The organism is Stenotrophomonas sp. C3(2023), assembly GCF_032911385.1.
Classification (GTDB): Bacteria; Pseudomonadota; Gammaproteobacteria; order Xanthomonadales; family Xanthomonadaceae; genus Stenotrophomonas.
This window is the reverse complement of record NZ_JAWJLO010000001.1, coordinates 1,807,672-1,829,369: the sequence shown is the minus strand read 5'-3', so window position 1 is coordinate 1,829,369 and position 21,698 is coordinate 1,807,672. Positions and strand designations below refer to the sequence as shown.

At 67.8% G+C, this 21,698-nt stretch carries 20 protein-coding genes and 1 tRNA gene; 8 read left to right on the top strand and 13 right to left on the bottom strand.

Annotated features, from left to right (window positions below; translation table 11 throughout):
* Window positions 1–41: 41 nt before the first annotated feature.
* Window positions 42–1,130 (bottom strand): sn-glycerol-3-phosphate ABC transporter ATP-binding protein UgpC, encoded by a 1,089-nt coding sequence (ugpC, locus tag RZA67_RS08000; protein ID WP_317212164.1) that lies wholly within the window; start codon window positions 1,128–1,130, stop codon window positions 42–44.
* Window positions 1,131–1,462: 332 nt separating this feature from the next.
* On the opposite strand from ugpC, the gene zwf reads away from it, so the two are divergent.
* From zwf to RZA67_RS07975, 5 genes are read left to right on the top strand one after another with little or no spacing between them, the layout of a single operon-like run.
* Entirely contained in the window at window positions 1,463–2,899 is a 1,437-nt protein-coding gene (zwf, locus tag RZA67_RS07995; protein ID WP_317212163.1) for a glucose-6-phosphate dehydrogenase, read from the top strand.
* The gene (gene glk / locus RZA67_RS07990) at window positions 2,896–3,903 is read left to right on the top strand and encodes a glucokinase (protein WP_317212162.1); all 1,008 of its coding nucleotides are present in this window, start codon (window positions 2,896–2,898) and stop codon (window positions 3,901–3,903) included. The genes zwf and glk overlap by 4 nt, the downstream gene beginning before the upstream one ends.
* Window positions 3,900–4,622, top strand: coding sequence for a 6-phosphogluconolactonase (gene pgl, locus RZA67_RS07985; protein ID WP_317212161.1), 723 nt, complete (start codon window positions 3,900–3,902; stop codon window positions 4,620–4,622). Before glk ends, pgl begins: the two co-directional genes overlap by 4 nt.
* Before the next feature lie 37 nt (window positions 4,623–4,659).
* Complete coding sequence (gene edd, locus RZA67_RS07980; RefSeq protein WP_317212160.1) at window positions 4,660–6,576, top strand: phosphogluconate dehydratase; 1,917 nt, start codon at window positions 4,660–4,662, stop codon at window positions 6,574–6,576.
* Window positions 6,577–6,616: 40 nt separating this feature from the next.
* Window positions 6,617–7,276, top strand: coding sequence for a bifunctional 4-hydroxy-2-oxoglutarate aldolase/2-dehydro-3-deoxy-phosphogluconate aldolase (locus RZA67_RS07975; RefSeq protein ID WP_317212159.1), 660 nt, complete (start codon window positions 6,617–6,619; stop codon window positions 7,274–7,276).
* Window positions 7,277–7,367: 91 nt separating this feature from the next.
* Here the strand turns inward: RZA67_RS07975 and RZA67_RS07970 are convergent, their stop codons facing one another.
* From RZA67_RS07970 to ispG, 3 genes are all read right to left on the bottom strand, one after another.
* Window positions 7,368–8,015: a response regulator gene (locus RZA67_RS07970; RefSeq protein ID WP_317212158.1), complete on the bottom strand. Its 648-nt coding sequence runs from the start codon at window positions 8,013–8,015 to the stop codon at window positions 7,368–7,370.
* A 201-nt stretch (window positions 8,016–8,216) separates the two neighbouring features.
* Window positions 8,217–8,945 (bottom strand): phosphatase PAP2 family protein, encoded by a 729-nt coding sequence (locus tag RZA67_RS07965; protein ID WP_317212157.1) that lies wholly within the window; start codon window positions 8,943–8,945, stop codon window positions 8,217–8,219.
* On the bottom strand, window positions 8,926–10,191 hold the full coding sequence (ispG, locus tag RZA67_RS07960; protein ID WP_317212155.1) for a flavodoxin-dependent (E)-4-hydroxy-3-methylbut-2-enyl-diphosphate synthase: 1,266 nt from the start codon (window positions 10,189–10,191) through the stop codon (window positions 8,926–8,928). The genes RZA67_RS07965 and ispG overlap by 20 nt, the downstream gene beginning before the upstream one ends.
* Before the next feature lie 103 nt (window positions 10,192–10,294).
* Here ispG and RZA67_RS07955 point away from each other — a divergent pair, with 103 nt between their 5' ends.
* A complete protein-coding gene (locus RZA67_RS07955; protein ID WP_317212154.1) occupies window positions 10,295–11,536 on the top strand; it encodes an ATP-binding protein in 1,242 nt (413 codons plus the stop codon).
* On the top strand, window positions 11,533–12,123 hold the full coding sequence (locus RZA67_RS07950) for a response regulator (RefSeq protein WP_317212153.1): 591 nt from the start codon (window positions 11,533–11,535) through the stop codon (window positions 12,121–12,123). Before RZA67_RS07955 ends, RZA67_RS07950 begins: the two co-directional genes overlap by 4 nt.
* Window positions 12,124–12,186: 63 nt before the next feature.
* On the opposite strand, the gene RZA67_RS07945 is transcribed toward RZA67_RS07950, so the two are convergent.
* The 7 genes from RZA67_RS07945 to pcnB all read right to left on the bottom strand — a co-directional run bounded on the left by RZA67_RS07945 (window position 12,187) and on the right by pcnB (window position 18,673).
* Window positions 12,187–12,864 (bottom strand): HNH endonuclease signature motif containing protein, encoded by a 678-nt coding sequence (locus RZA67_RS07945; RefSeq protein WP_317212152.1) that lies wholly within the window; start codon window positions 12,862–12,864, stop codon window positions 12,187–12,189.
* A gap of 154 nt (window positions 12,865–13,018) precedes the next feature.
* On the bottom strand, window positions 13,019–14,533 hold the full coding sequence (gene pgi, locus RZA67_RS07940) for a glucose-6-phosphate isomerase (RefSeq protein ID WP_317212151.1): 1,515 nt from the start codon (window positions 14,531–14,533) through the stop codon (window positions 13,019–13,021).
* Window positions 14,530–14,910, bottom strand: a complete 381-nt coding sequence (gene panD / locus RZA67_RS07935) for an aspartate 1-decarboxylase (protein ID WP_317212150.1) — start codon at window positions 14,908–14,910, stop codon at window positions 14,530–14,532. Before panD ends, pgi begins: the two co-directional genes overlap by 4 nt.
* Window positions 14,911–15,121: 211 nt before the next feature.
* The gene (panC, locus tag RZA67_RS07930; RefSeq protein ID WP_317212149.1) at window positions 15,122–15,961 is read right to left on the bottom strand and encodes a pantoate--beta-alanine ligase; all 840 of its coding nucleotides are present in this window, start codon (window positions 15,959–15,961) and stop codon (window positions 15,122–15,124) included.
* Window positions 15,958–16,773 carry a 3-methyl-2-oxobutanoate hydroxymethyltransferase gene (gene panB / locus RZA67_RS07925; RefSeq protein WP_317212148.1) on the bottom strand — a complete coding sequence of 272 codons (816 nt, stop codon included), beginning with the start codon at window positions 16,771–16,773 and terminating at the stop codon, window positions 15,958–15,960. The genes panC and panB overlap by 4 nt, the downstream gene beginning before the upstream one ends.
* Before the next feature lie 31 nt (window positions 16,774–16,804).
* Window positions 16,805–17,293 carry a 2-amino-4-hydroxy-6-hydroxymethyldihydropteridine diphosphokinase gene (gene folK, locus RZA67_RS07920; protein WP_317212147.1) on the bottom strand — a complete coding sequence of 163 codons (489 nt, stop codon included), beginning with the start codon at window positions 17,291–17,293 and terminating at the stop codon, window positions 16,805–16,807.
* A 6-nt stretch (window positions 17,294–17,299) separates the two neighbouring features.
* Window positions 17,300–18,673: a polynucleotide adenylyltransferase PcnB gene (gene pcnB / locus RZA67_RS07915; protein WP_317213953.1), complete on the bottom strand. Its 1,374-nt coding sequence runs from the start codon at window positions 18,671–18,673 to the stop codon at window positions 17,300–17,302.
* A 53-nt stretch (window positions 18,674–18,726) separates the two neighbouring features.
* Here pcnB and RZA67_RS07910 point away from each other — a divergent pair.
* Window positions 18,727–18,801: transfer RNA gene (locus RZA67_RS07910), tRNA-Glu, on the top strand.
* Between the two features lie 96 nt (window positions 18,802–18,897).
* On the opposite strand, the gene RZA67_RS07905 is transcribed toward RZA67_RS07910, so the two are convergent.
* Entirely contained in the window at window positions 18,898–20,322 is a 1,425-nt protein-coding gene (locus RZA67_RS07905) for a sugar porter family MFS transporter (RefSeq protein ID WP_317212146.1), read from the bottom strand.
* 32 nt (window positions 20,323–20,354) lie between these two features.
* The gene (gene xylA / locus RZA67_RS07900; protein WP_317212145.1) at window positions 20,355–21,695 is read right to left on the bottom strand and encodes a xylose isomerase; all 1,341 of its coding nucleotides are present in this window, start codon (window positions 21,693–21,695) and stop codon (window positions 20,355–20,357) included.
* Window positions 21,696–21,698: the final 3 nt, after the last annotated feature.

Here is a 21,698-nt window from a genome sequence, read left to right as displayed (position 1 = left end):
GACTGTCAGTCGTCACGCTGTTCCCCACGCGCCAGGCGGCTTCAGGCGACCAGGCGCTCGCCGGTGTCGGCATCGAAGAAATGCAGGGACTGCGGTTGCACGGCTACCTGGATGTCCTCGCCCACCGCAGGCAGCGCGCGCGGTGCCACGCGCATGGTCAGCGCGTGACCCCCGCTGACCATGTTGACGAAGATCTCGTTGCCCACCGGCTCGATGCCTTCGATGCGGGCGCTGAACACATGCTCATCGCCTGCCTCGGCCGGCTGCAGGTGCTCGGGGCGCACGCCCACGGCAATCGCCTTGCCCAGCCATGACGGGTCGATGATCGCCTGGCCCAGCGGCGCCTTCCAGTCGGCCGCCTGCACGCTCACGCCGGCCGCACTGCCCTGCAGCGTGCCGCGCAGGACGTTCATCGCCGGGCTGCCAAGGAACCCGGCCACGAACAGGTTGGCCGGGCGGTCATACAGCGCCATCGGCGTGTCGATCTGCTGGATCACGCCATCCTTGAGCACCACGATGCGTTGACCCAGCGTCATCGCTTCGACCTGGTCGTGGGTGACGTAGATCATCGTGGTGCCGAGCTTGCGGTGCAGCTGCGCGATCTCGGTGCGCACACTGTGACGCAGCTTGGCATCCAGATTGGACAGCGGTTCGTCGAGCAGGAACACCGCCGGCTCGCGCACCAGCGCGCGCCCCAGCGCCACGCGCTGACGCTGGCCACCGGACATCGCCTTGGGCAGCTTGTCCATCATGCTGGTCAGGCCCAGGGTCTGCGCCGCCTCGCTGATGCGCGCCTCGATCGTGGCCTTGTCATGGCCGCGCAGCTTCAGCCCGAAGGCCAGGTTCTCGGCCACGGTCATGTGTGGATACAGTGCATAGCTCTGGAAGACCATGGCGATGTCGCGGTCCTTGGGCGCGACGTCGTTGACCACGCGGTCGCCGATGGTGAGGGTGCCGCCACTGATTTCCTCAAGCCCGGCAATCATCCGCAGCAGCGTCGACTTGCCGCAGCCCGACGGCCCCACCAGCACCATCAGTTCGCCATCGGCAACCTCGAACGACGCGTTCTGGACGGCGACCTGCCCGTTGTCGTAGACCTTGCGAATACCCTGCAGCTGCACTTTTGCCATATCACTCTTCCCGTCCGCCCGATGCCGGAGCTGTTGCATGTGGACTGCCGTCGGCCCTCCCGATGACAGTGGATTTGCTTCGATGCCGCATGACGGAAGCCAATGCAATCGAATACAGTTGCCCATTCTGCCATGTAAACGTTTTCACGTGGCACTATCCAGACAGGGCATTCTGACCCATGGGTCGTGCTGCACCACCGCATGTCCCGATGCGCCCGGAATCCGTCCCGGCGACAGCTGTCCAGACCCTGGACCGACTGCCGACCGGACCCTGCCGAAACCCTGCGAGCAAGCGATTGACAACGATGTCACCCGGATCTGAAACTCGAACGATGCACGATACCCTCCTCCTGTTCGGCGCCACCGGCGATCTGGCCCAGCGCTATCTGTTCCCCTCGTTGCTGCGGCTGCTGACCGACGGACTGCTGGCGGAAGATTTCCGCATCCGCGCGATGGCGCTGTCGGCGCATGACACCGACGCCTTCCATGACATCCTGCGTCCGCGTCTGCAGCAGGCCATGCCGCAGGCGCCGATCGAAGACATCCAGTCGCTGCTGCGTCGCATCGACTACCGTTCGGTGGACCTGCGTGATGTCGATTCGGTGGCCGATGCGGTCTCCGACCTGGCCGACCGCCGCTGTGTGAGCTATCTGGCCATCCCGCCCGGGCTGTACATCTCCACCTGCGAAGGGCTCGCCAAGGGCGGAGTGCTGGCCGCGCCGCACCGGCTGATGCTGGAAAAACCGATCGGCAGCGACAGCGAAAGCGCCGAGCAGATCATCACCACCATCGCCCAGTGGATCGACGAGGACCGGGTGTTCCGCCTGGACCACTACCTGGGCAAGGCGGCAGTGCAGAACCTGATCGCGCTGCGCTTTGGCAACACGCTGCTGGAAGCGGTGTGGAACCGCAACTACATCGAGTCGGTGCACATCCTGGTCGCCGAGAGCGAGGGCGTGGACGGCCGCGACGCCTACTACGCGCGCTCCGGTGCGCTGCGCGACATGGTCCAGAGCCACATCCTGCAGCTGCTGTGCCTGGTGGCGATGGAGCCACCGGCTTCGCTGGAGGCCGACCGCATCCGCGACGAGAAGGTCAAGGTGCTGCGCTCGCTGCGGCCGCTGGAAGCGCGCACTGCGGCACGCGACAGCATCCGCGGGCGCTATACCGCCGGCAGCATCAACGGGCAGCCTGCACAGGCCTACCAGCCGCCGGAAGGCAGCGAGGTGGAAACCTTTGCCGGGGTCACCGCGCACATCGACAACTGGCGCTGGAGCGGCGTGCCGTTCCATCTGGTCACCGGCAAGCGGCTGCCTGAACGCACCTCGCGTGTGGTGGTCACGCTCAAGCCGGTCACCCACTGGCTGTTCGAGCGCCCCACCCGCAGCCAGGCTGCGCCGAACCGTCTGGTGTTCCAGCTGCAGCCGCAGGAGAACATCCAGTTGGGCCTGATGAGCAGTCTGGCCGGCCCGGAATGGGGCGCGCTGGAACTGCAGCCGCTGGAACTGGAACTTTCCGTGCCGACCGGCCTGCATCGTCGCATCGCCTACGAGCGCCTGTTCCTGGATGCGTTCAACGGCAACCACGCCCTGTTCGTGCGCGATGACGAAGTGCGCGCGGCCTGGGCCTGGATCGACAGCGTCGCCGATGCGTGGAAGGCCGCCCAGCTGCCGCTTGAGCCGTACCCGGCCGGTCAGTGGGGCCCGGCCGAGGCGGCCACGTTCCTGCCGCAGGAACTCGAAGCCGCCGCGCGTGGAGACAAGGCATGAGCGCGGCACCCTCGCTGGTGCTGGTGGCCGACATTGGCGGCACCAACGCGCGCTTTGCGCTGGCCGACACCCGCGAGGCCGCGCCGCTGCAGCAGGACAGCATCGCCGAGTTCGCCGTCAGCGAGTTTCCCTCGCTGGCCGATGCGGCCGCGCACTACCTGCAGCAGGCCGATGCGGTCGCCACGCGTGGCGTCTTCGCAGTGGCCGGGCGGGTGGACGGCGACGAGGCCCGCATCACCAATCATCCCTGGGTGATCTCACGCAGCCGCACCGCGCAGGTACTGGGCTTTGACGAACTGCACCTGATCAACGACTTCGCCGCGCAGGCCATGGCGATCTCGCTGCTGCAGCCGCAGGACGTGGTGCAGCTGGGCGGTGCCCGCTGGAGCCCGCGCCTGCCCGGCCAACCGGCCAACTACGGCGTCATCGGTCCCGGTACCGGGCTCGGCGTGGGCGGACTGGTGGTGCGCGATGACCGCTGCTGGCCGCTGGAAACCGAAGGTGGCCATGTGAGCTTCCCGCCGGGCACGCCGGAGGAGATCCGCATCCTGGAAATCCTGTCGGAAACCTTCGGCCGCGTCTCCAACGAGCGCCTGGTCTGTGGTCCCGGTCTGGTCAACATCCATCGCGCGGTGTGTGAGATGGCCGGGTTCGACCCGGGCCTGCTGCAGCCGGCCGAAGTCACCGCGCGTGCGGCAGCCAACGATCCGCAGGCGCTGCGTGCGGTGGATCTGTTCTGCGCGATCTTCGGCGCCATTGCCGGTGACCTGGTGCTGATCCAGGGCGCGTGGGATGGCGTGTTCCTCACCGGCGGCCTGGTGCCGCGGATGCTGGAATCGCTGCGACACTCCGGTTTCCGCCAACGCTTCGAGAACAAGGGGCGCTTCTCTTCGATCATGGGTCGCGTGCCGTCGCTGGCCGTGATCCACCCCAACCCTGGCCTGCTCGGCGCCGCCGCTTACGCGGTGGATGCCGAACGTGCCCTCGCCGGAGCCCGTGCATGACCCCACCGCTGATCACCGACCGCTTTGATCTGGTCACCTATCGCGACCCGGACGACTGGATCGAGAAATCGGCCGCGGAGATGGCGGCCGCACTGGCCGAGGGTATCGCCGAGAACGGGCGCACGCGCATGCTGCTGTCCGGCGGCAGCACCCCGGCGCCGGTGTACCAGGCGCTGGCCGAGCTGGACCTGGCCTGGGACCGGGTCGAGGTGAGCCTGGCCGACGAGCGCTGGCTCTCGCCACAGGACCGTGACAGCAATGCCTGGCTGGTCAACGAACACCTGCTCAAGCGCACCGAGGGCGTGCATTTCGATCCGCTGGTGCGCATCGGCAAACCGTTGGCCGAGTGCGTGTACGCGGCCAACCTGCAGGCCAACCACAGCCAGCCGCCGAGCCTGGTGGTGCTGGGCATGGGCAACGATGGACATACCGCCTCGCTGTTCCCCGGTTCGCGCGACCTGCCCCGGGTGGTGGAAAGCACCCTGCCCTACGCCGCACTGGACGCCACCGGCTGCCCGGGCGCCAACCAGTGGCCGCTGCGCATCACCCTCACCCCGCGCGGGCTGGCGCTGAGCCGCCATCGCCTGCTGCTGCTGCGCGGTGCGCAGAAGCTGGAAGTGCTGCGCCACGCATTGGACAACAACGACCCGCAGCAGTACCCGATCCTCAACGCCATCAACCTGCCCGGTGCGCGTCTGCGCGTCCACTGGTGCGCTTGAGCGCATCTCTCCCGCCACCTCGGAATACTGGTAGCCCATGAGTCTGCACCCCCGCCTGCACGCCATCACCGAACGCATCGTGCGCCGCAGCGCCGCTTCGCGCGCCGCCTATCTGGCCGCGCTGGACGATGCGATGCGCGATGGCCCGTTCCGCAGCCGCCTGAGCTGCGGCAACCTCGCCCATGGTTTCGCCGCCTGCGGCGGCACCGACAAGAGCCGCCTGCGCGGTGGGGTGACGCCGAACCTGGGCATCATCACCTCGTACAACGACATGCTCTCGGCGCACCAGCCGTTTGAGACCTATCCGGAGCAGATCCGTCAGATCGCCCGTGACCTCGGCGCTACCGCGCAGGTTGCCGGCGGCGTGCCGGCCATGTGCGACGGCGTCACCCAGGGTCGCGGCGGCATGGAACTGTCGCTGTTCTCGCGCGATGTGATCGCCCAGGCCACCGCCATCGGGCTGAGCCATGACATGTTCGATACCACCGTGTACCTCGGGGTGTGCGACAAGATCGTGCCGGGCCTGCTGATCGGCGCGCTGGCTTTCGGCCACCTGCCGGCGGTGTTCGTGCCGGCCGGTCCGATGACCCCGGGCATTCCCAACAAACAGAAGGCCGAAGTCCGCGAGCGCTACGCTGCCGGCCAGGCTAGCCGCGAAGAACTGCTGGAAGTGGAGGCGGCCTCGTATCACAGCGCCGGCACCTGCACCTTCTACGGTACGGCCAATTCCAACCAGGTGCTGCTCGAAGCAATGGGCGTGCAGCTGCCGGGCGCCTCGTTCGTCAACCCGGGTACGCCGCTGCGCGACGCACTGACCCGCGAAGCCACCGAGCGTGCGCTGGACATCACCGCACTGGGCGACGACTTCCGTCCGCTGGGTCGGCTGATCGACGAGCGCGCCATCATCAATGCGGTGGTCGCACTGATGGCCACCGGCGGCTCGACCAACCACACCATCCATTGGATCGCGGTGGCACGCGCAGCCGGTGTCATCCTGACCTGGGACGACATGGACGAGCTGTCGCAGCTGATCCCGCTGCTGGCCCGGGTCTACCCGAACGGCGAGGCCGACGTGAACCGGTTTGCCGCTGCGGGCGGCCCGGCCTTCGTGTTCGGCGAGCTGATCAAGGCCGGCCTGATGCACGGCGATCTGGTCACCGTCGCGCGTGGCGGCATGGCCGACTACGCCCGCGAGCCGCAGCTGCGTGACGGCGCGCTGACCTACCTGCCCGGCATCGAAACCAGCGCCGACACCGAGGTTGTGCGCCCGGTGGCCGAGCCGTTCGAGGCCCAGGGCGGTCTGCGCCTGCTGCGCGGCAACCTCGGCCGTTCGCTGATCAAGCTCTCGGCGGTGAAGCCGCAGTACCGGCAGATCGAAGCGCCGGCGGTGGTGGTCGACGCCCCGCAGGTGCTCAACAAGCTGCACGCCGCCGGCGTGCTGCCGCAGGATTTCGTGGCGGTGGTCCGCTACCAGGGCCCGCGCGCCAACGGCATGCCCGAACTGCATTCACTGGCACCGCTGCTGGGCCTGCTGCAGAACCAGGGCCGTCGCGTGGCGCTGGTTACCGACGGTCGCTTGTCCGGCGCGTCGGGCAAGATCCCGGCGGCCATCCATGTCACCCCGGAAGCAGCGCGTGGCGGTCCGCTGGCGAAGGTGCGCGAGGGCGACATGATCCGTCTGGACGGTGAAGCCGGCACGCTGGAGGTTCTGGTGGACGCGGCCGACTGGGCAGCGCGCGACCTGGCGCCGAACACCGCACCGGCCGCGCACGACCTGGGCCGCAACCTGTTCGCGGTGAACCGCCAGGTGGTGGGCCCGGCCGACCAGGGTGCCATCTCGATCTCCTGCGGCCCGGCTGCCGCCGACGGCAGCGCCTGGAACTACGACGCCGAATACGATCTGGGACGCGACCCGGACGCGGCGCTGGCGCCGCACGAAGCCAAGGACGCGTGAGCGTCCAGGGCAGCCCCACGCATGATGAAAGGAATGCAGCATGAGCATTGAACAGCACCAACAGCGCGCGGCCGACCTGCTGCGCGCAGCCGGCATCCTGCCGGTACTCACCGTCCACACGCTGGAGCAGGCCCGCGCGGTCAGCGCAGCCCTGCTCGAGGGCGGCCTGCCGGCCATCGAACTGACCCTGCGCACCCCGGTGGCGCTTGAGGCTCTGGCCATGCTCAAGCGCGAGCTGCCCGGCGTGGTGGTTGGCGCCGGCACCGTGCTGAGCGTGCAGCAGATGCAGCAGGCCATCGACGCCGGTGCCGACTTCCTGGTCACGCCAGGCACCCCAGCGCCCTTGGCCGATGCGCTGGCCGAGGCGCCGCTGCCGGTGGTGCCCGGTGCGGCCACACCGACCGAGCTGTTGTCGCTGTATGCGCGCGGCTTCCGCGTCTGCAAGCTGTTCCCGGCCACGGCGGTGGGCGGGCTGGCGATGATCAAGGGCCTGGCCGGGCCGATGGCCGACCTGCAGCTGTGTCCGACCGGCGGGATTACCGAAGACAGCGCCGCGCAGTACCTGGAGCAGAAGAATGTGGTCTGCATCGGCGGCTCGTGGATGGTGCCGGCCAACTGGATCGCCGATGGCGCATGGGACAAGGTCCGTGACAGCGCCGCGCAGGCGGCCCGCATTGTTGCGCGCGTGCGTACGGCCTGAACCGCTCCGGCGCTGTGTGCAGGGTTTGCCGCGCCTTGGCGCGGTGAGCCGACCGTGGGGTCGGCTCTACCCGGGAGTCGCCCTTCCGGGTTTACATCGGGCGCGCTGGGTCGACCAGCCCGTACTGGCTGGCCATGCGCGCCAGCGCGATGTTGTCGTGGATACCCATCTTCTCGAACAGGCGCGCCTTGTGCGTGTTGATGGTCTTGGCGCTCAGGCTCAGGCGCCGCGCGATGTCTTCCTGTCGCAGGCCCTGGGTAAGCAGCAGCGCCACTTCCAGTTCGCGCGGCGACAGCGCGTCGAACGGCGATGCGCTGCCCTCCACCGTGGACAAGGCCAGATTCTGCGCGATGCTGCTGCCCAGGTAGCGCCGTCCCAACGCGGCATCACGTACCGCACGCAACAGCTCCTGCGCATTGCAGCCCTTGCCGATGTAACCGGCCGCGCCGGCCTCGAGCAGCCGCTTGGGCATCGGCCCATCCTCAAGTACCGACACGATCACCACGCGCACGTCCTGCTGCCCGCGCACGATCCGTTCGGTCACCTCGAGCCCGCTGACACCGGGCAGGTGCAGGTCACACAGCACCACGTCGGGCTGCAGCTGGCGGATCTCACGCAGCGCTTCCTCGCCGGTCTCGGCTTCACCGACTACATCGATATCGGTCTCCCCGCACAGGATCATCTTCATCCCGGTACGGACGAGGGCATGGTCGTCGACCAGATAGACACGAATCGTCATGCACTTACCCCTTCCACCGCCGCTTGTGAGTGCCACGCTAGGCGCCTTGCCCGGCCCCTACAAGCGCGACTGACGCCACTGCGAGCCGATGTGCGGTGCAGATCACACTCCATCCCCATGGCCACACACCCCATCCCACCGAACCTGTCTGATTGATAAATATACCCTATCGCTGCCACGGCGCTGCCGGAGGCGACAGCCTCAGCGCGGCAGAGCCGCCACAGGCCTTGCGCGCCAAGGGGTACGCCGTCGGAACAGCAGCAGGAAGCAGCCGACCACCCACACGGTCGCTGCCAGCCACCCGGCCAGGATGTCGGAGGGATAATGCACGCCCAGATAGACGCGCGAGCCGCCCACCAGCAGGGTGAACAACGGGGCCAGCACCACCGCCGGCCAGCGCCAGCGGGTATTCCAGGCCAACAGCACGACCACCCAGGCGAAGGTCATCGAGCCCATCGCGTGCCCGCTGGGGAAGCTGTAGGTGCTCTCCGGCGCGATGGATTCCCATAGGCTCGGTCGATCACGCTGAAAAAACTGCTTGCTGCCCAGGTTCAGGACCGCCGAACCGGCCAACGACAGTGCTGCAAACGTCGCTTCGCGCCAGCGCCGCCAGAGCAGCAGCCCGGCGACAATGAGCACATCGGCCGGAATCAGGAACCACTCGTAGCCCAGCCGGGTGATCAGCACCACCCAGTAGTCCAGTGCCGGGTCATGCCACCCGTGCAGGCGCCACAGCAGCGGTGCGTCGAAGTTGAAGGCCTCGAATTCGTGGACTTCCTCAGCCAGGCTGACGAAACCGGCCAGCGGCAGCAGCATCCCGGCAAACAGCAGCACGAAACGCCACGCATTGCGCGCCATCCAGTGCCTTACCACCGGCGCCGCTTCGGCGCCGACGGCCATGACCTCGGGCTTATCCGGCGCTTCGGACATAGGTGCGCTCGACATAGTCGTCGATCAGCGCGACGAATTCCTGGGCGATGTTTTCCCCGCGCAGGGTGACCTTCTTTTCGCCGTCGACGAACACCGGCGCCGACGGCGCCTCACCGGTACCCGGCAGCGAAATGCCGATATTGGCGTGGCGCGACTCGCCCGGCCCATTGACCACGCAGCCCATCACCGCCAGCGTCATGTTCTCCGCGCCGGGGTGTTCGATCTTCCACAGGGGCATCTTCTCGCGCACGTGGGTCTGCACGACCTTGGCCAGCTCCTGGAAGAACTCGGAGGTGGTGCGACCGCATCCTGGGCACGCCGTCACCAGTGGGGTGAACGCGCGCTGGCCGGTGGTCTGCAGCAGTTCCTGGGCGACGATGACTTCCTGCGTCCGCGACTGCCCCGGCTCGGGGGTCAGCGAAATGCGGATGGTATCGCCGATGCCTTCCTGCAGCAGCACGCCGAGCGCGGCGGCCGATGCGACGATGCCCTTGCTGCCGATGCCGGCCTCGGTCAGCCCCAGGTGCAGGGCGAAGTCGGACCGGTTGGCCAGATCACGGTAGACCGCGATCAGTTCCTGCACGCCGCTGACCTTGGCCGACAGCACGATGCGCTCGCGGGCAAGGCCCAGCTCCACCGCCTGCTCGGCCGAGTCCAGCGCCGAGCGGATCAGCGCTTCGCGCAGCACACGCCCGGCATCCCATGGCTTGGCACGCTGGCTGTTCTCGTCCATCAGGCGGGCAGCCAAGGCCTGGTCCAGCGAGCCCCAGTTGGCACCGATGCGCACCGGCTTTTCGTACCGGATCGCAAACTCGATCAGCTGGGCGAACTGTGTGTCCTTCTTCTTGCCAAAGCCCACATTGCCCGGGTTGATCCGGTATTTGGCCAGCGCTTCGGCACAGGCCGGCTCGGCAGCCAGCAACTGGTGACCGTTGTAATGGAAGTCACCGATCAGCGGCACCTCGATACCCATCATCGCCAGCTTGTCGACGATGCGCGGGATCGCCGCTGCCGACTCGGCGTTGTTGACCGTCAGGCGGACCATTTCCGAGCCGGCACGCCAGAGTTCAGCGACCTGCTTGACGCTGGAAGCCACGTCAGCGGTATCGGTATTGGTCATCGACTGCACCACCACCGGCTTGCCCCCGCCCACGACCACCCCGCCGATGCGGACAGGCTGGGTCAAGCGACGGGGCCAGGCAGCAGGCTCGGCAGGAGGGGTCGGGCGGGAGACGGCGTCGTGCATCCGCCCATTCTACCGCTGCGGCTGCCGGGCGGGTGACTGCCGACGCACCGATGCGGCCGATTGTCGCAGGCAGCTTCATCGGCTTGCGCATACCATCTGCCCCATGACCGGTGCCGACGCCCCCTTCCTGCGAACGCTGTGCAGCCTGCGCTGGCTGGCGGTGGCCGGCCAGGCGGCGACCATCCTGGTGGCAACCTGGGTACTCGGCCTGCCGCTGCGGCAAGGACCGCTGTGGGCCGGTGTGGCGGTACTGGCTGCCTTCAACATCTACGTGCAATGGCGCGAGCACCGCAGCGACCAGGAGACCGACACCGCGCCGGTGACGGCCTTCGGCCACATCCTGGTGGACGTGGCGGTGCTGACGTGGATGGTGGGCTGCAGCGGCGGCATCAGCAATCCGTTCGGTTCGCTGTTTGTGATCCTCATCGCGCTGGCGGCCCTCGCCCTGCCCGCCCGCTGGACCCTGGCCGTGGCCGCGACCTGCCTGCTCGGCTACAGCGTCAGCGCGATCTTCGGCCTGCCGTTGCCGGACGGTGGCTACTTCTCACCGGCAGAACTGCAGCGCTGGGGCGTGGTGGCCAACTTCCTGATCTCGGCGACCGTCGTGCTCGCCTTCTCCACCCGCCTGGCGATGGCGCTGCGCCGCCGCGAGCACGAGCTGTCGTTGCTGCGCGAACGCTTTGCCCGCAACGAGGGCATCGTTGCGCTGGCCACGCACGCCGCGTCGGTGGCGCACGAACTCAATACCCCGCTGGCAACGATGACCCTGCTGGCCGACGACATCGCCGAGCAGGAAGCCAACCCGGAGGTGCGCGAGGACCTGGAGACCCTGCGCGAGCTGCTGGTGCAGTGCCGCGAGCGGGTGCTGGCACTGGCGGCCCCGGCGGCGCCGGACCGTCCCGGCCGGGGCCCGGCGACCGCGCTGCAGGTGCTGGAGCAGTGGCGGCTGGTACGGCCGACGATCCGCCTGCGCCGCAACGACGACGCCCCGCTGACCCTGCCGCTGGACGCCGGCGTCGGCCATCTGCTGATGGTGCTGCTGAACAATGCGGCCGATGCCGGTGAAAAGGCCGGCCATGCGGAAGTGGAACTGGACCTGCGCATTGACGGGGCAGACCTGGTCGGCGAGGTTCGTGATTTCGGCCACGGTTTCAACACGCGCCAGGCCGTGTTGCCTGGCACCCTTTTCAGCTCGAGCAAGAGCGAAGGCATGGGCGTCGGCCTGGCCTTGTCCCATGCCACCATCGAGCGTCTTCACGGTCAGATGTGGATGCGTCCGGCTGTCGGCACCGGCAGCCGCGTAGGCTTCCGCGTGCCGCTGGCGCCTCACGAGGAAACCCCATGAACACCCCCCTGCCCTCCCACGCAGTGCTGGCCGGCGATGGCCTGCTGGTCGACGACGACGACCTCTACCTGCGCACGCTGCAGCGCAGCCTTGCCCGCAAGGGTCTGGAAACGCGCACCGCGCAGGACATCGCCAGCGCTCTGCTGCTGGCGCGGCAGCAACCCCCGGCGTTTGCGCTGATCGATCTGAAACTTGGCAGCGAATCAGGCCTGGCGTTGATCCAGCCGTTGCGGGCCTTGCGCGAGGACATGCGGATCCTGCTGGTGACCGGCTATGCAAGCATCGCTACCGCAGTGGAAGCGATCAAGCTGGGCGCTGATGACTACCTGCCGAAACCGGCCACGGTGCCGATGATCCTGCGCGCGCTGGGTGAAGAGGACGACGGCCCGGCTGATGACAGCGAGCTGGACGTGCCCGATGCGATGACGCCGATCAGCCGGCTGCAGTGGGAACACATCCAGCAGGCCATGCATGAGACCGGCGGCAACGTCTCGGCCGCCGCGCGCCTGCTGGGCATGCACCGGCGCTCGCTGCAGCGCAAACTGGCCAAGCGTCCCAGCCCCGAACGCGACCCCAGCCGCGGGTAACGCTGCCGGCTGCGGCTTGCCGGGCAGAGCCGGGCACTACCGGCAGGTGACGACCGTTGATCGTCACGCTCCTGCAGGTGCACCAGACAGGACGGGCGCCTTGATGCCGAAGTGCTGCTCGCGGTGACAGTTTGGGCACAGGGCGACGGCATTTGCCACGGTATCCTCCCCGCCATCTGCCAGACGCTTGCGATGGTGCACTTCGAGATAGGGGCTGCCGTCGCTGGCGCGGATAAAAGGCGCATGGCTGCCACACCCCCCGCAGACCCCCTTGGCCCGCGCCAACACCTCGGCAACGACATCCGGGTTCCGCATGTGGACGGTGGTGACGACCTGCACGGCTTTGGCGAAAACGGGCGCGACCTTCAGCCGCGCTGCGCGGGCTGCCGGGTCATCCTGCAGCGAGCGAACCACCTTGCGCTGGAATGCGTCGATATCGTGGTCAGCGTCGGCGGCACCCGGCGTGCAGCTCCCGCAATAGCCGGAGAAATCCTTCCGGTCATTGTCCGCCATGAACGCGCGCAGGTCCGCAACGCGCGGGGCGCAGACCTTGATGTACTTGGCGCTGGTGAACTTCCTGGCGCCGGAGCGGCTGTTGATTGCCCTGCACGAAGCATGGTGAAGAAAGAAGTAGCCAGGCGACATCGAGCGCGTGGTATTGACCACAAACCCGTGAGGATTGGCCGCGAGCCACTGCAGATAGTCAGCCTCGGGCCCATCAAACCTTACCGCTCCAGACATCGGTCCCTCCCTGGCGGATGATCGCTGGCGTGTGGCCTGCCAGAGTGCCCTGCCCGGTGGAATGATGGAAGAGCGTCACGCGCCACCAGGGTGACGGGCATCGCCCGTCACCACCCGCCTGCATCAGGGTCGGCGACGACCTTCGGTCGTCGCGTCAGCGCTTGAGCTGGGCGAGGATCTCGGCGGTGAGCGGGTCGGCAATCTCGACCGCCTCACCCTGCAGGGCGGGCAACAGGCCGTTGGCCAGCTGCTTGCCGAGCTCCACACCGAACTGATCGAACGCGTTGATGTTCCAGATCACCGACTGCACATACACCGCATGCTCGTACATGGCGATCAGGGCACCCAACGCCTGCGGGGTCAGTGCGTCGAGCAGGATCAGCGTGCTCGGGCGGCCACCAGGATACGCACGGTGCGGGTCTTCGCTGCCCTGGCCATTGGCCAGTGCCTCGGTCTGCGCCAGCAGGTTGGCCAGCAGCGCCTGGTGGTTGATCGCGTAAGGGTCATCATGGCGTACGCAGCCGATGAAGTCGGCCGGCACGATGCTGGTGCCCTGATGCAGCGCCTGGAAGAAGCTGTGCTGCACATCGGTGCCGGCACCGCCCCACCACACCGGCACGGTATCGCCAGCCACTGGTGCGCCGTCGCGCTGGACGCGCTTGCCCAGGCTCTCCATCACCAGCTGCTGCAGATAGGCCGGCAGCAGCGCCAGGCGCTGGTCGTAGGTCATCACCGCGTGCGTGGCATGGCCCAGCACGTTGCGGTTCCAGATGTCGGTGAGCGCATGCAGCACCGGCAGGTTGCGCTCCAGCGGCGCGTCCAGCGCATGCGCGTCCATCTGCGCGGCGCCCTCCAGCAGCTGCTCGAAGCGCTCGAAGCCGATGGCCAGCGCGATCGGGAAGCCGACCGCCGACCACAGCGAATAGCGACCACCGACCCAGTCCCACATCGGCAGCACCCGCGCGGCGTCGATGGCGAACGCCTTGGCCGCGCGCTCGGGGTTGGCGCTGACCGCATACAGGCGTTCGCTGCCCCCCAGCCAGTCATGCAGGATCTGGCCATTGAGCAGGGTTTCCTGCGTACCAAAGGTCTTGGAAATCAGCACGCCGGCGGTACGCGCCGGGTCCAGCCCGGCCAGCGTGCGCTGCATCGCAGCGCCGTCAACGTTGGACACGAAATGCACGCGCAGGCGTCCACCCTGCGCCGGGCGCAGCGCATCGGCCACCAGCCGAGGGCCCAGATCCGAACCGCCGATGCCGACGCTCACCACGTCGGTCACGCCGCTGCTTTCCAGCGCGCGGACGAGTTCGCCCATCTGCTGCCGCACCTGACGCGCGGTAGCGTAGGCCTCGGCCGCCACCGGGGCGTCCACGACATCGCCACGCAGGGCGGTATGCAGCGCGGCGCGGCCTTCGGTGAGGTTGACCTGCTCGCCCTGCAGCAGACGCGCAATGGCGCCGCCGACATCACGCTCGGCGGCCAACGACAGCAGCGCCTGCAGCGCTGCGGCGTCGTAGGTCTGGCGCGCAAAGTTGACGTACAACGGACCGACCCGCAGCGCCAGCTCCTTCACGCGGCCAGGTTCGGCGGCGAGCAGGCCTGGAATGCTTGCGCCCTGCAGGCGCCGGGCGTGGGAGTGGAGCGTGTCGAATCCGTTGTTGGTTGTCATGCGGCCTGTGTCGGGATCGTGTCGTTGGTGTGGGTGATCTGGTTGCTGCCGTCCACGTAAACAAGCTTCGGCTTGAAGCTGTCCGCTTCCTGCTCGCTCATGGTAGCGAACGCAGCGATGATGATGATGTCACCCACCTGCACATGACGCGCGGCACCGCCGTTGAGCGAGACCACGCCACTGCCGGCTTCGGCACGGATGGCGTAGGTGGAGAAGCGCGCACCGTTGGTCACGTCCCAGATATGGACCTGTTCGAACTCACGGATGCCGGTAGCGGCCAGCAGATTGTCGTCGATCGCGATGGAACCTTCGTAGTTCAGTTCCGAATGGGTGACGGTGGCGCGGTGGATCTTGGTCTTGAGCAGGGAGAGGTGCATGGCACGATGAAGCGCAAAGAGGAAAGGCGCGATTCTACCACCTGGGACAATGGCGACAGGCCGGATCATCCTGAACCGGTAGGTGACGACCGTGGGTCGTCACGCGGGTACCCGTGCCTTTGCCGCGCCGCGCTCGGCGCGGCGAGCCGACCGTCGGGTCGGCTCTACCCAGCGTGCGACACCACGCCCCAGCGGCGCAGCCGCGCGGGGGTCAGAACTCGAGGTTGTCGATCAGCCGGGTGCTGCCCAGCCGGGCGGCCAGCAGGGCCACGCGCGGGCCGCCTTCGTGCGGCGGCTCCTTCAGGTCCGGCGTGCGCAGCACGGCATAGTCGACCTGGAAGCCGGCGGCCTGCAGGCTGGCGGTGGCCTCGGCCTCGATGCGCGCGCGATCCTGCCCGGCGATATAGCCCTCACGCATGCCCAGCAGGGTGCGATGCAGCGTGGTGGCGACCTCGGTCTGCGCTGCGTCCAGATACTGGTTGCGCGAGCTCTTGGCCAGCCCGCTGTCTTCGCGCACGATCGGCGCGCCGACCAGCTGCACCGGGAAGGACAGCTCTTCCACCATCTGCCGGATCACCGCCAGCTGCTGGAAATCCTTGCGACCGAACACGGCCACGTCCGGCTGTACCTGCAGGAACAGGCGCGCCACAACGGTGCATACCCCATCGAAGTGACCGGGACGATGCGCGCCTTCGAGCACCTCGCTCACCCCGGGCACGCGCATCAGGGTGGTCAGCTCCACACCCAGTGGATACATCGCCTCAACGCTCGGCAGCCACACCGCATCGCAGCCGGCCTGCTCCAACCCGGCCACGTCGGCCTCGGGCGTGCGCGGGTAGCGGCTGAAATCCTCGTTGGGGCCGAACTGGGTCGGGTTGACGAAGATGCTGGTCACTACCTTGTCGGCGTACTGCCGTGCCAGCTGCACCAGCGAATGATGTCCGCCGTGCAGGTTGCCCATGGTCGGGACCAGCGCCACGCGCAGGCCCTGCTGTTTCCACTGGCGTACCTGCTGGCGCAGGGCGGCCAGTTCGGTGAAGGTCTGGATCATTGGGCGTAGGCGTGGTCGGCGTCGGGGAAGCTGCCGTTGCGCACGGCATCGGCGTAGGCACGGGCGGCGCCGGCGATCGAGCCGCCTTCGGCCAGGAAGTCCTTGACGAACTTGGGACGGCGGTGGCCGCTGTCCAACCCGAGGAAATCGTGCATCACCAGCACCTGGCCATCGCAGCCGGGGCCGGCACCGATGCCGATGGTCGGCGCGGCAATCTCGGCGGTGATCTGCGCGGCCAGCGGGCTGGGCACGCATTCAAGCACCACCAGCGCCGCCCCCGCGTCCACGGCAGCGGCCGCATCACGGCGCAGCTGCTCGGCCGCCTCGCCCCGGCCCTGGACACGGAAACCGCCCAGCCGCAGTACCGACTGCGGGGTCAGCCCCAGGTGCGAGCAGACCGGTATCTCGCGCTCGACCAGATGGCGGATGATGTCCAGCTTGAAGCCGGCACCCTCGATCTTGACCATCTCCGCACCGGCCTGCAGCAGCTGCAGCGATGCCTCCAGCGCGCGCTCCGGGGTGGCATCTGCCCCGAACGGCAGGTCGGCCACCAGCAGTGCCCGCTCCAGCACGCGCGCCACGGCACGGGTGTGGTAGACCATGTCGGCCACGGTCACCGGCAGGGTCGAATCATGCCCCTGCACGACCATGCCCAGCGAGTCGCCGATCAGGATCAGGTCGGTGCCGTTGGCATCGAAAGTACGCGCGAAACCCGCGTCGTAGGCGGTCAACATGACCAGCTTGCGGCCCTCGCGCTTGGCCTGCGCCAATGCGGGAACGGTCCAGGGCTTGCTGTCTGCGTGGGTGCTCATGTGGAAATAACCGGGGGAGATAACCCGCGCATTATCCCCCTAATAAGGTGATCCCGCAGGTGTCCACCCGCATCACTGCATCCTGCACGCGACCATGACCGGGAATCTGCAGGTCCGGTTCGAGTTCGGCCAGCGGTACCAGTACGAATGCGCGCTCATGCAGGTGCGGGTGCGGGACGTCCAGACCCGGCAGGGCAAGCACCTGCTGGTCGTACAGCAGCAGGTCCAGATCGAGTGCGCGCGGCCCCCAGTGTTCGCCCGGCAGGCGTACGCGGCCAAACGTGCGTTCCAGCGCCAGCAGGGCCTGCAGCAGTGACAGCGGCGCCAGCGTGGTCCGCAGCTTGGCCACCGCATTGACGAAGGGCGGCTGCGCGGTATTACCCCAGGCGGGGGTGGCATACAGGGACGAAGCGCGCAGCAGGGTGCAGCCCTCCAGCCGGCCCAGCGCGGCAGTGGCCGCGCTAACCGTGGCCTGGGCCGGACCGAGATTGGCGCCCAGCCCGATCCAGGCAATGGCCACGACAGCTTACTCGCCGGCTGCCGGGGCGCGGCGGCGACGACGGCGGCGGCGGCGCGGCGCTCCGCCCTCCTCGCCTTCGTCATGCTCCTGGGCGTGCATCGCATCGAGCGTGGATTCCAGCTCGCGACCGTTCTGCAGCTGTGCCTCGCGCCAGAACGCCACGTCGGCTTCGTGTTCGGAGGAGGCCACCTGGCGCAGAATCAGGAAGTCGAAGGCGGCACGGAAGCGCGGGTGGGTGAGCGTGCGGAACACGCGCTTGCGCTGGCGCGAGCCAAAGCGCGCCTGCAGCAGCCAGATCTCCTGCATCGGCAGCGAGAACCGGCGCGGCAGGGCCACCGTGCTCAGCTGATGCAGGGTGACCCGATCAGCCGCGCGGCGCTGCGCCTCTTCGATGGCCACGCCCTGTTTTTGCAGGGTAGCCTGGGCACGACAGAACGCCGGCCACAGCAGCAGGGCGAACAGGAACGCTGGCGACACCGGCTCATCGTTGGCCACGCGGATATCGGTGTTGGCCAGGCCTTCGATCAACATCCGGCGCAGCGCACCGCTACGGTTGGAACGCAGTGCGGCGGCGCTTTCCGGGAACAGAACCTGCAGCAGGCCAAAGCGCTCCAGACCTTCGAAACTGGCCACGCCGTGGCCGGACAGGAACAGCTTGAGCACCTCTTCAAACAGGCGCGCCGGGGCGGCCTCGTTGAGCAGGCTGGCCAGGCGCGGAATCGGTGCGGCGGTGTGCTCTTCGATCTGGAAGCCAAGCTTGGCCGCCAGGCGGATTGCCCGCAGCATGCGCACCGGATCTTCGCGGTAACGCTGCTCGGGGTCGCCGATGAGCTTCATCAGGCGCGCCTGCACGTCTTCAAAGCCGCCGACGTAGTCGCGTACCGAGAAATCCTCGATGGCGTAATACAGCGCATTGCAGGTGAAGTCGCGGCGTACGGCATCGTCCTCGACGCTGCCGTAGATGTTGTCGCGCACCAGCATGCCGTTTTCCATTTCGCGGTCGCCGCTGCCGTCATCGCTGTTGGCGCGGAAGGTGGCCACTTCGATGATCTCGCGGCCGAACACCACGTGAGCCAGGCGGAATCGGCGTCCGATCAGGCGACAGTTGCGGAACAGCTGCTTGACCTGTTCCGGGGTGGCGTCGGTGGCGACGTCGAAATCCTTGGGGTGGCCATTGACCAGCAGGTCGCGCACGGCGCCGCCCACCAGGTAGCCGGCAAAGCCGGCATCACGCAGGCGGTACAGCACGCGCAGTGCATTGGGACTGATGTCCTTGCGCGAGATGGTGTGCTGGTCGCGCGGAATGACGCGCAGGCTGATCGGGGATGTAGCGGAGGAAATGATGTTGGCGCTTCCGGTTGAAGTTACGGGATTGCCCAATGGCATCGAGATACATATACTAGCGCGCCTGCCCCGGCAGCGACACAAACACCGCTCCCTTCGTCTAGTGGTCAGGACGTGGCCCTCTCAAGGCTAAAACAGGGGTTCGAGTCCCCTAGGGAGCGCCAGTCGCCGCAGCAGGAACAGAAAAGCCCGCCATGTGCGGGCTTTTTTGCGTCTGCGCCGGGCAGCCAGAGCGGGGCAGAGCCCCGCCCTGCCCTGCCTCAGCCTTCCATCTGCTCCAGCTCCTTGCCCTTGGTTTCACGCACATAACGCAGCACGAAGAACACCGAGAGCACCGCCGCCACCGTGTAAATGCCATAGGCACCGGCCAGGCCGATCCCCACCAGCAGCATCGGGAAGGTCACGGTGATGGCGAAGTTGGAGGTCCACTGCGCGGCACCGGCCACGGCCAGGGCCGAGCCGCGGATCTGGTTGGGGAACATCTCACCCAGCATCACCCACATCACCGGCCCCCACGACATGTTGAAGAACACCACGTAGACGTTGGCCGCGACCAGCGCCAAACGACCCATGCCATCGCTGAGCTGCAGCCGGCCCTCGACCAGCGCGCCGCTGGCAAAGGCCACCACCATCAACGCCAGAGCCACCGACATGCCAGCCGAGCCGATCCACAGCAGCGGCTTGCGGCCGATGCGGTCGATCAGCAGCACGGTGACCAGACAGGCGCCGATGCTCAGCGCGCCGGACAACACGTTGATCAGCAGAGCATCGTTCTCCGAGAAGCCCACCGCCTGCCACAGCACCGCGCCGTAGTAGAACACCACATTGATGCCCACCAGCTGCTGCAGCACGGCCAGCCCGATGCCCACCCATACGATGGGCCGGAGCTTGCCGGTGGCCTTGTTGACCAGGTCGGACAGCTGCGGACGGTGCTGCTCGCCGGCCAGGCTGGCTTCGATCTCGGCCAGCTTGATGCGTGCCTCCGCCGCGCCATACAGGCGGTCCAGCACGGCCTCGGCCTGCGCGCGGCGCCCCTTGACCACCAGAAAGCGCGGGCTTTCCGGGATCACCAGCAGCAGCGCCAGGAACAGCAGGGACGGAATGGCCTGCATCCAGAACATCCAGCGCCAGGCCTCGTGGCCCAGCCACAACGCCTCAGTGGACGCGCCGGCGGCGCGCGCCAGCAGGTAGTTGCTCAGGAACGCGGCGAACAGACCGCTGATGATGGCCATCTGCTGCACGGTGGCCAGCTTGCCCCGATAGCGTGCCGAGGCGACCTCGGCGATGTAGGCCGGTGACATCACGCTGGCCGCGCCGACGGCGAAGCCACCGACCACACGCGCCAGCACGAACAGCCATGAGGCGTGGGCCGCACCGGCGCCGATGGCCGACAGCAGGAACAGCACCGCCGAGATGATCAGCACGCTGCGGCGGCCCAGCCGGTCGCCGAGGCGGCCGGCCAGGAACGCGCCGATGGCGCAGCCCAGCAGCATCGAGGCGACCTCGAAGCCCAGCGCCGCCTCGCTGGAGTTGAAGGCCATGCGCAGGCCATCGACGGTTCCGTTGATGACGCCGCTGTCAAAGCCGAACAGGAAGCCACCGATGGTGGCCACACAACTGATCAGGACGATGAAAGCGGTGTTCTCGCCGGGCGCACCGGCTGGGGCATTGATGGCTGTGCTCATGGAAGGTTCCGGTTGCGGACAGGGCCTGCGGTTCAGCGCAGCAGGTACTGGTTGAGCAGATTCTCATAGGCTTCCTGCCGGCCGCTACGGACGGTCGGCTCGCCGGCCACAAGCGCGTGCTCGCACAATGCCTCCAGCCCCAGCTCGCCACGTGCGAACGCCGCGCCCGCGCCGCTGTCGAAACTGGCGTAACGCTCGGCGCGCCAGCCTTCCAGCGGCGAGCGCTCGATCAGCGCGTGGGCCACCTCCAGGCCGCGGGCGAAGGCGTCCATGCCGCCGATGTGGGCCATGAACAGGTCCTGCGGGTCGGTCGATTCGCGACGCACCTTGGCATCGAAGTTCAGTCCGCCATGACCGAAGCCGCCGCTGCGCAGCACCACCAGCATCGCCCCGACGGTGTCATACAGGTCGGTGGGGAACTGGTCGGTGTCCCAGCCGTTCTGCGGGTTGCCGCGGTTGGCGTCGATGCTGCCGAGCAGCCCCGCGTCGGCGGCCACCTGCAGGTCGTGGGCAAAACTGTGCCCACTGAGCGTGGCATGGTTGGCTTCGATGTTGAGCTTGAAGTCGCCGTCCAGCCCGTGGGCGCGGAGGAAGCCGACCACGGTGGCACTGTCGAAGTCGTACTGGTGGTGCATCGGCTCCATCGGCTTGGGCTCGATCAGGAACGTGCCGGTGAAGCCGATGCTGCGGCCGTAATCGCGCGCGGCGGCCAGGAAGCGGGCCAGGTGCGCCTGCTCGCGTTTCATGTCGGTGTTGAGCAGGCAGGCGTAGCCCTCACGACCGCCCCAGAACACGTAGTTCTGCCCGCCCAGCGCCACGGTGGCATCCAGCGCTGCGCGCACCTGCACCGCCGCGCGTGCAACCACGGCGAAGTCCGGATTGGTGGCAGCACCGTTCATGTAGCGCGGGTGCGAGAACAGATTCGCCGTGCCCCACAGCAGCTTCACGCCGGTCTGCTGCTGCAGCCGGCCGGCGACGGTGACCATGTGCGCCAGGTTGTCACGGTACTGGCCGATGTCATCGGCATCGGGCGCCAGGTCGACGTCGTGGAAGCAGTAATACGGCACGCCGAGCTTGGTGATGAACTCAAACGCGGCATCGGCCTTGGCTTCGGCACGTGCCAGAGCGCTGCTTCCCTGGTCCCACGGATACATGCGGGTGCCGGGGCCGAACGGGTCCTGACCGGTGCCGCAGAAGCTGTGCCAGTACGCCACGGCAAAGCGCAGATGCTCGGCCATGCTGCGCCCGCCGATCTGCCGCTGTGCGTCGTAGACCTTGAAGGCCAACGGGTTGTCCGACTCGCGGCCCTCGAAGGGGATGGCGCCGATGCCGGGGAAGTATTCGCGCTGGCCTACGTGGAACGTGGAGCTCATGGT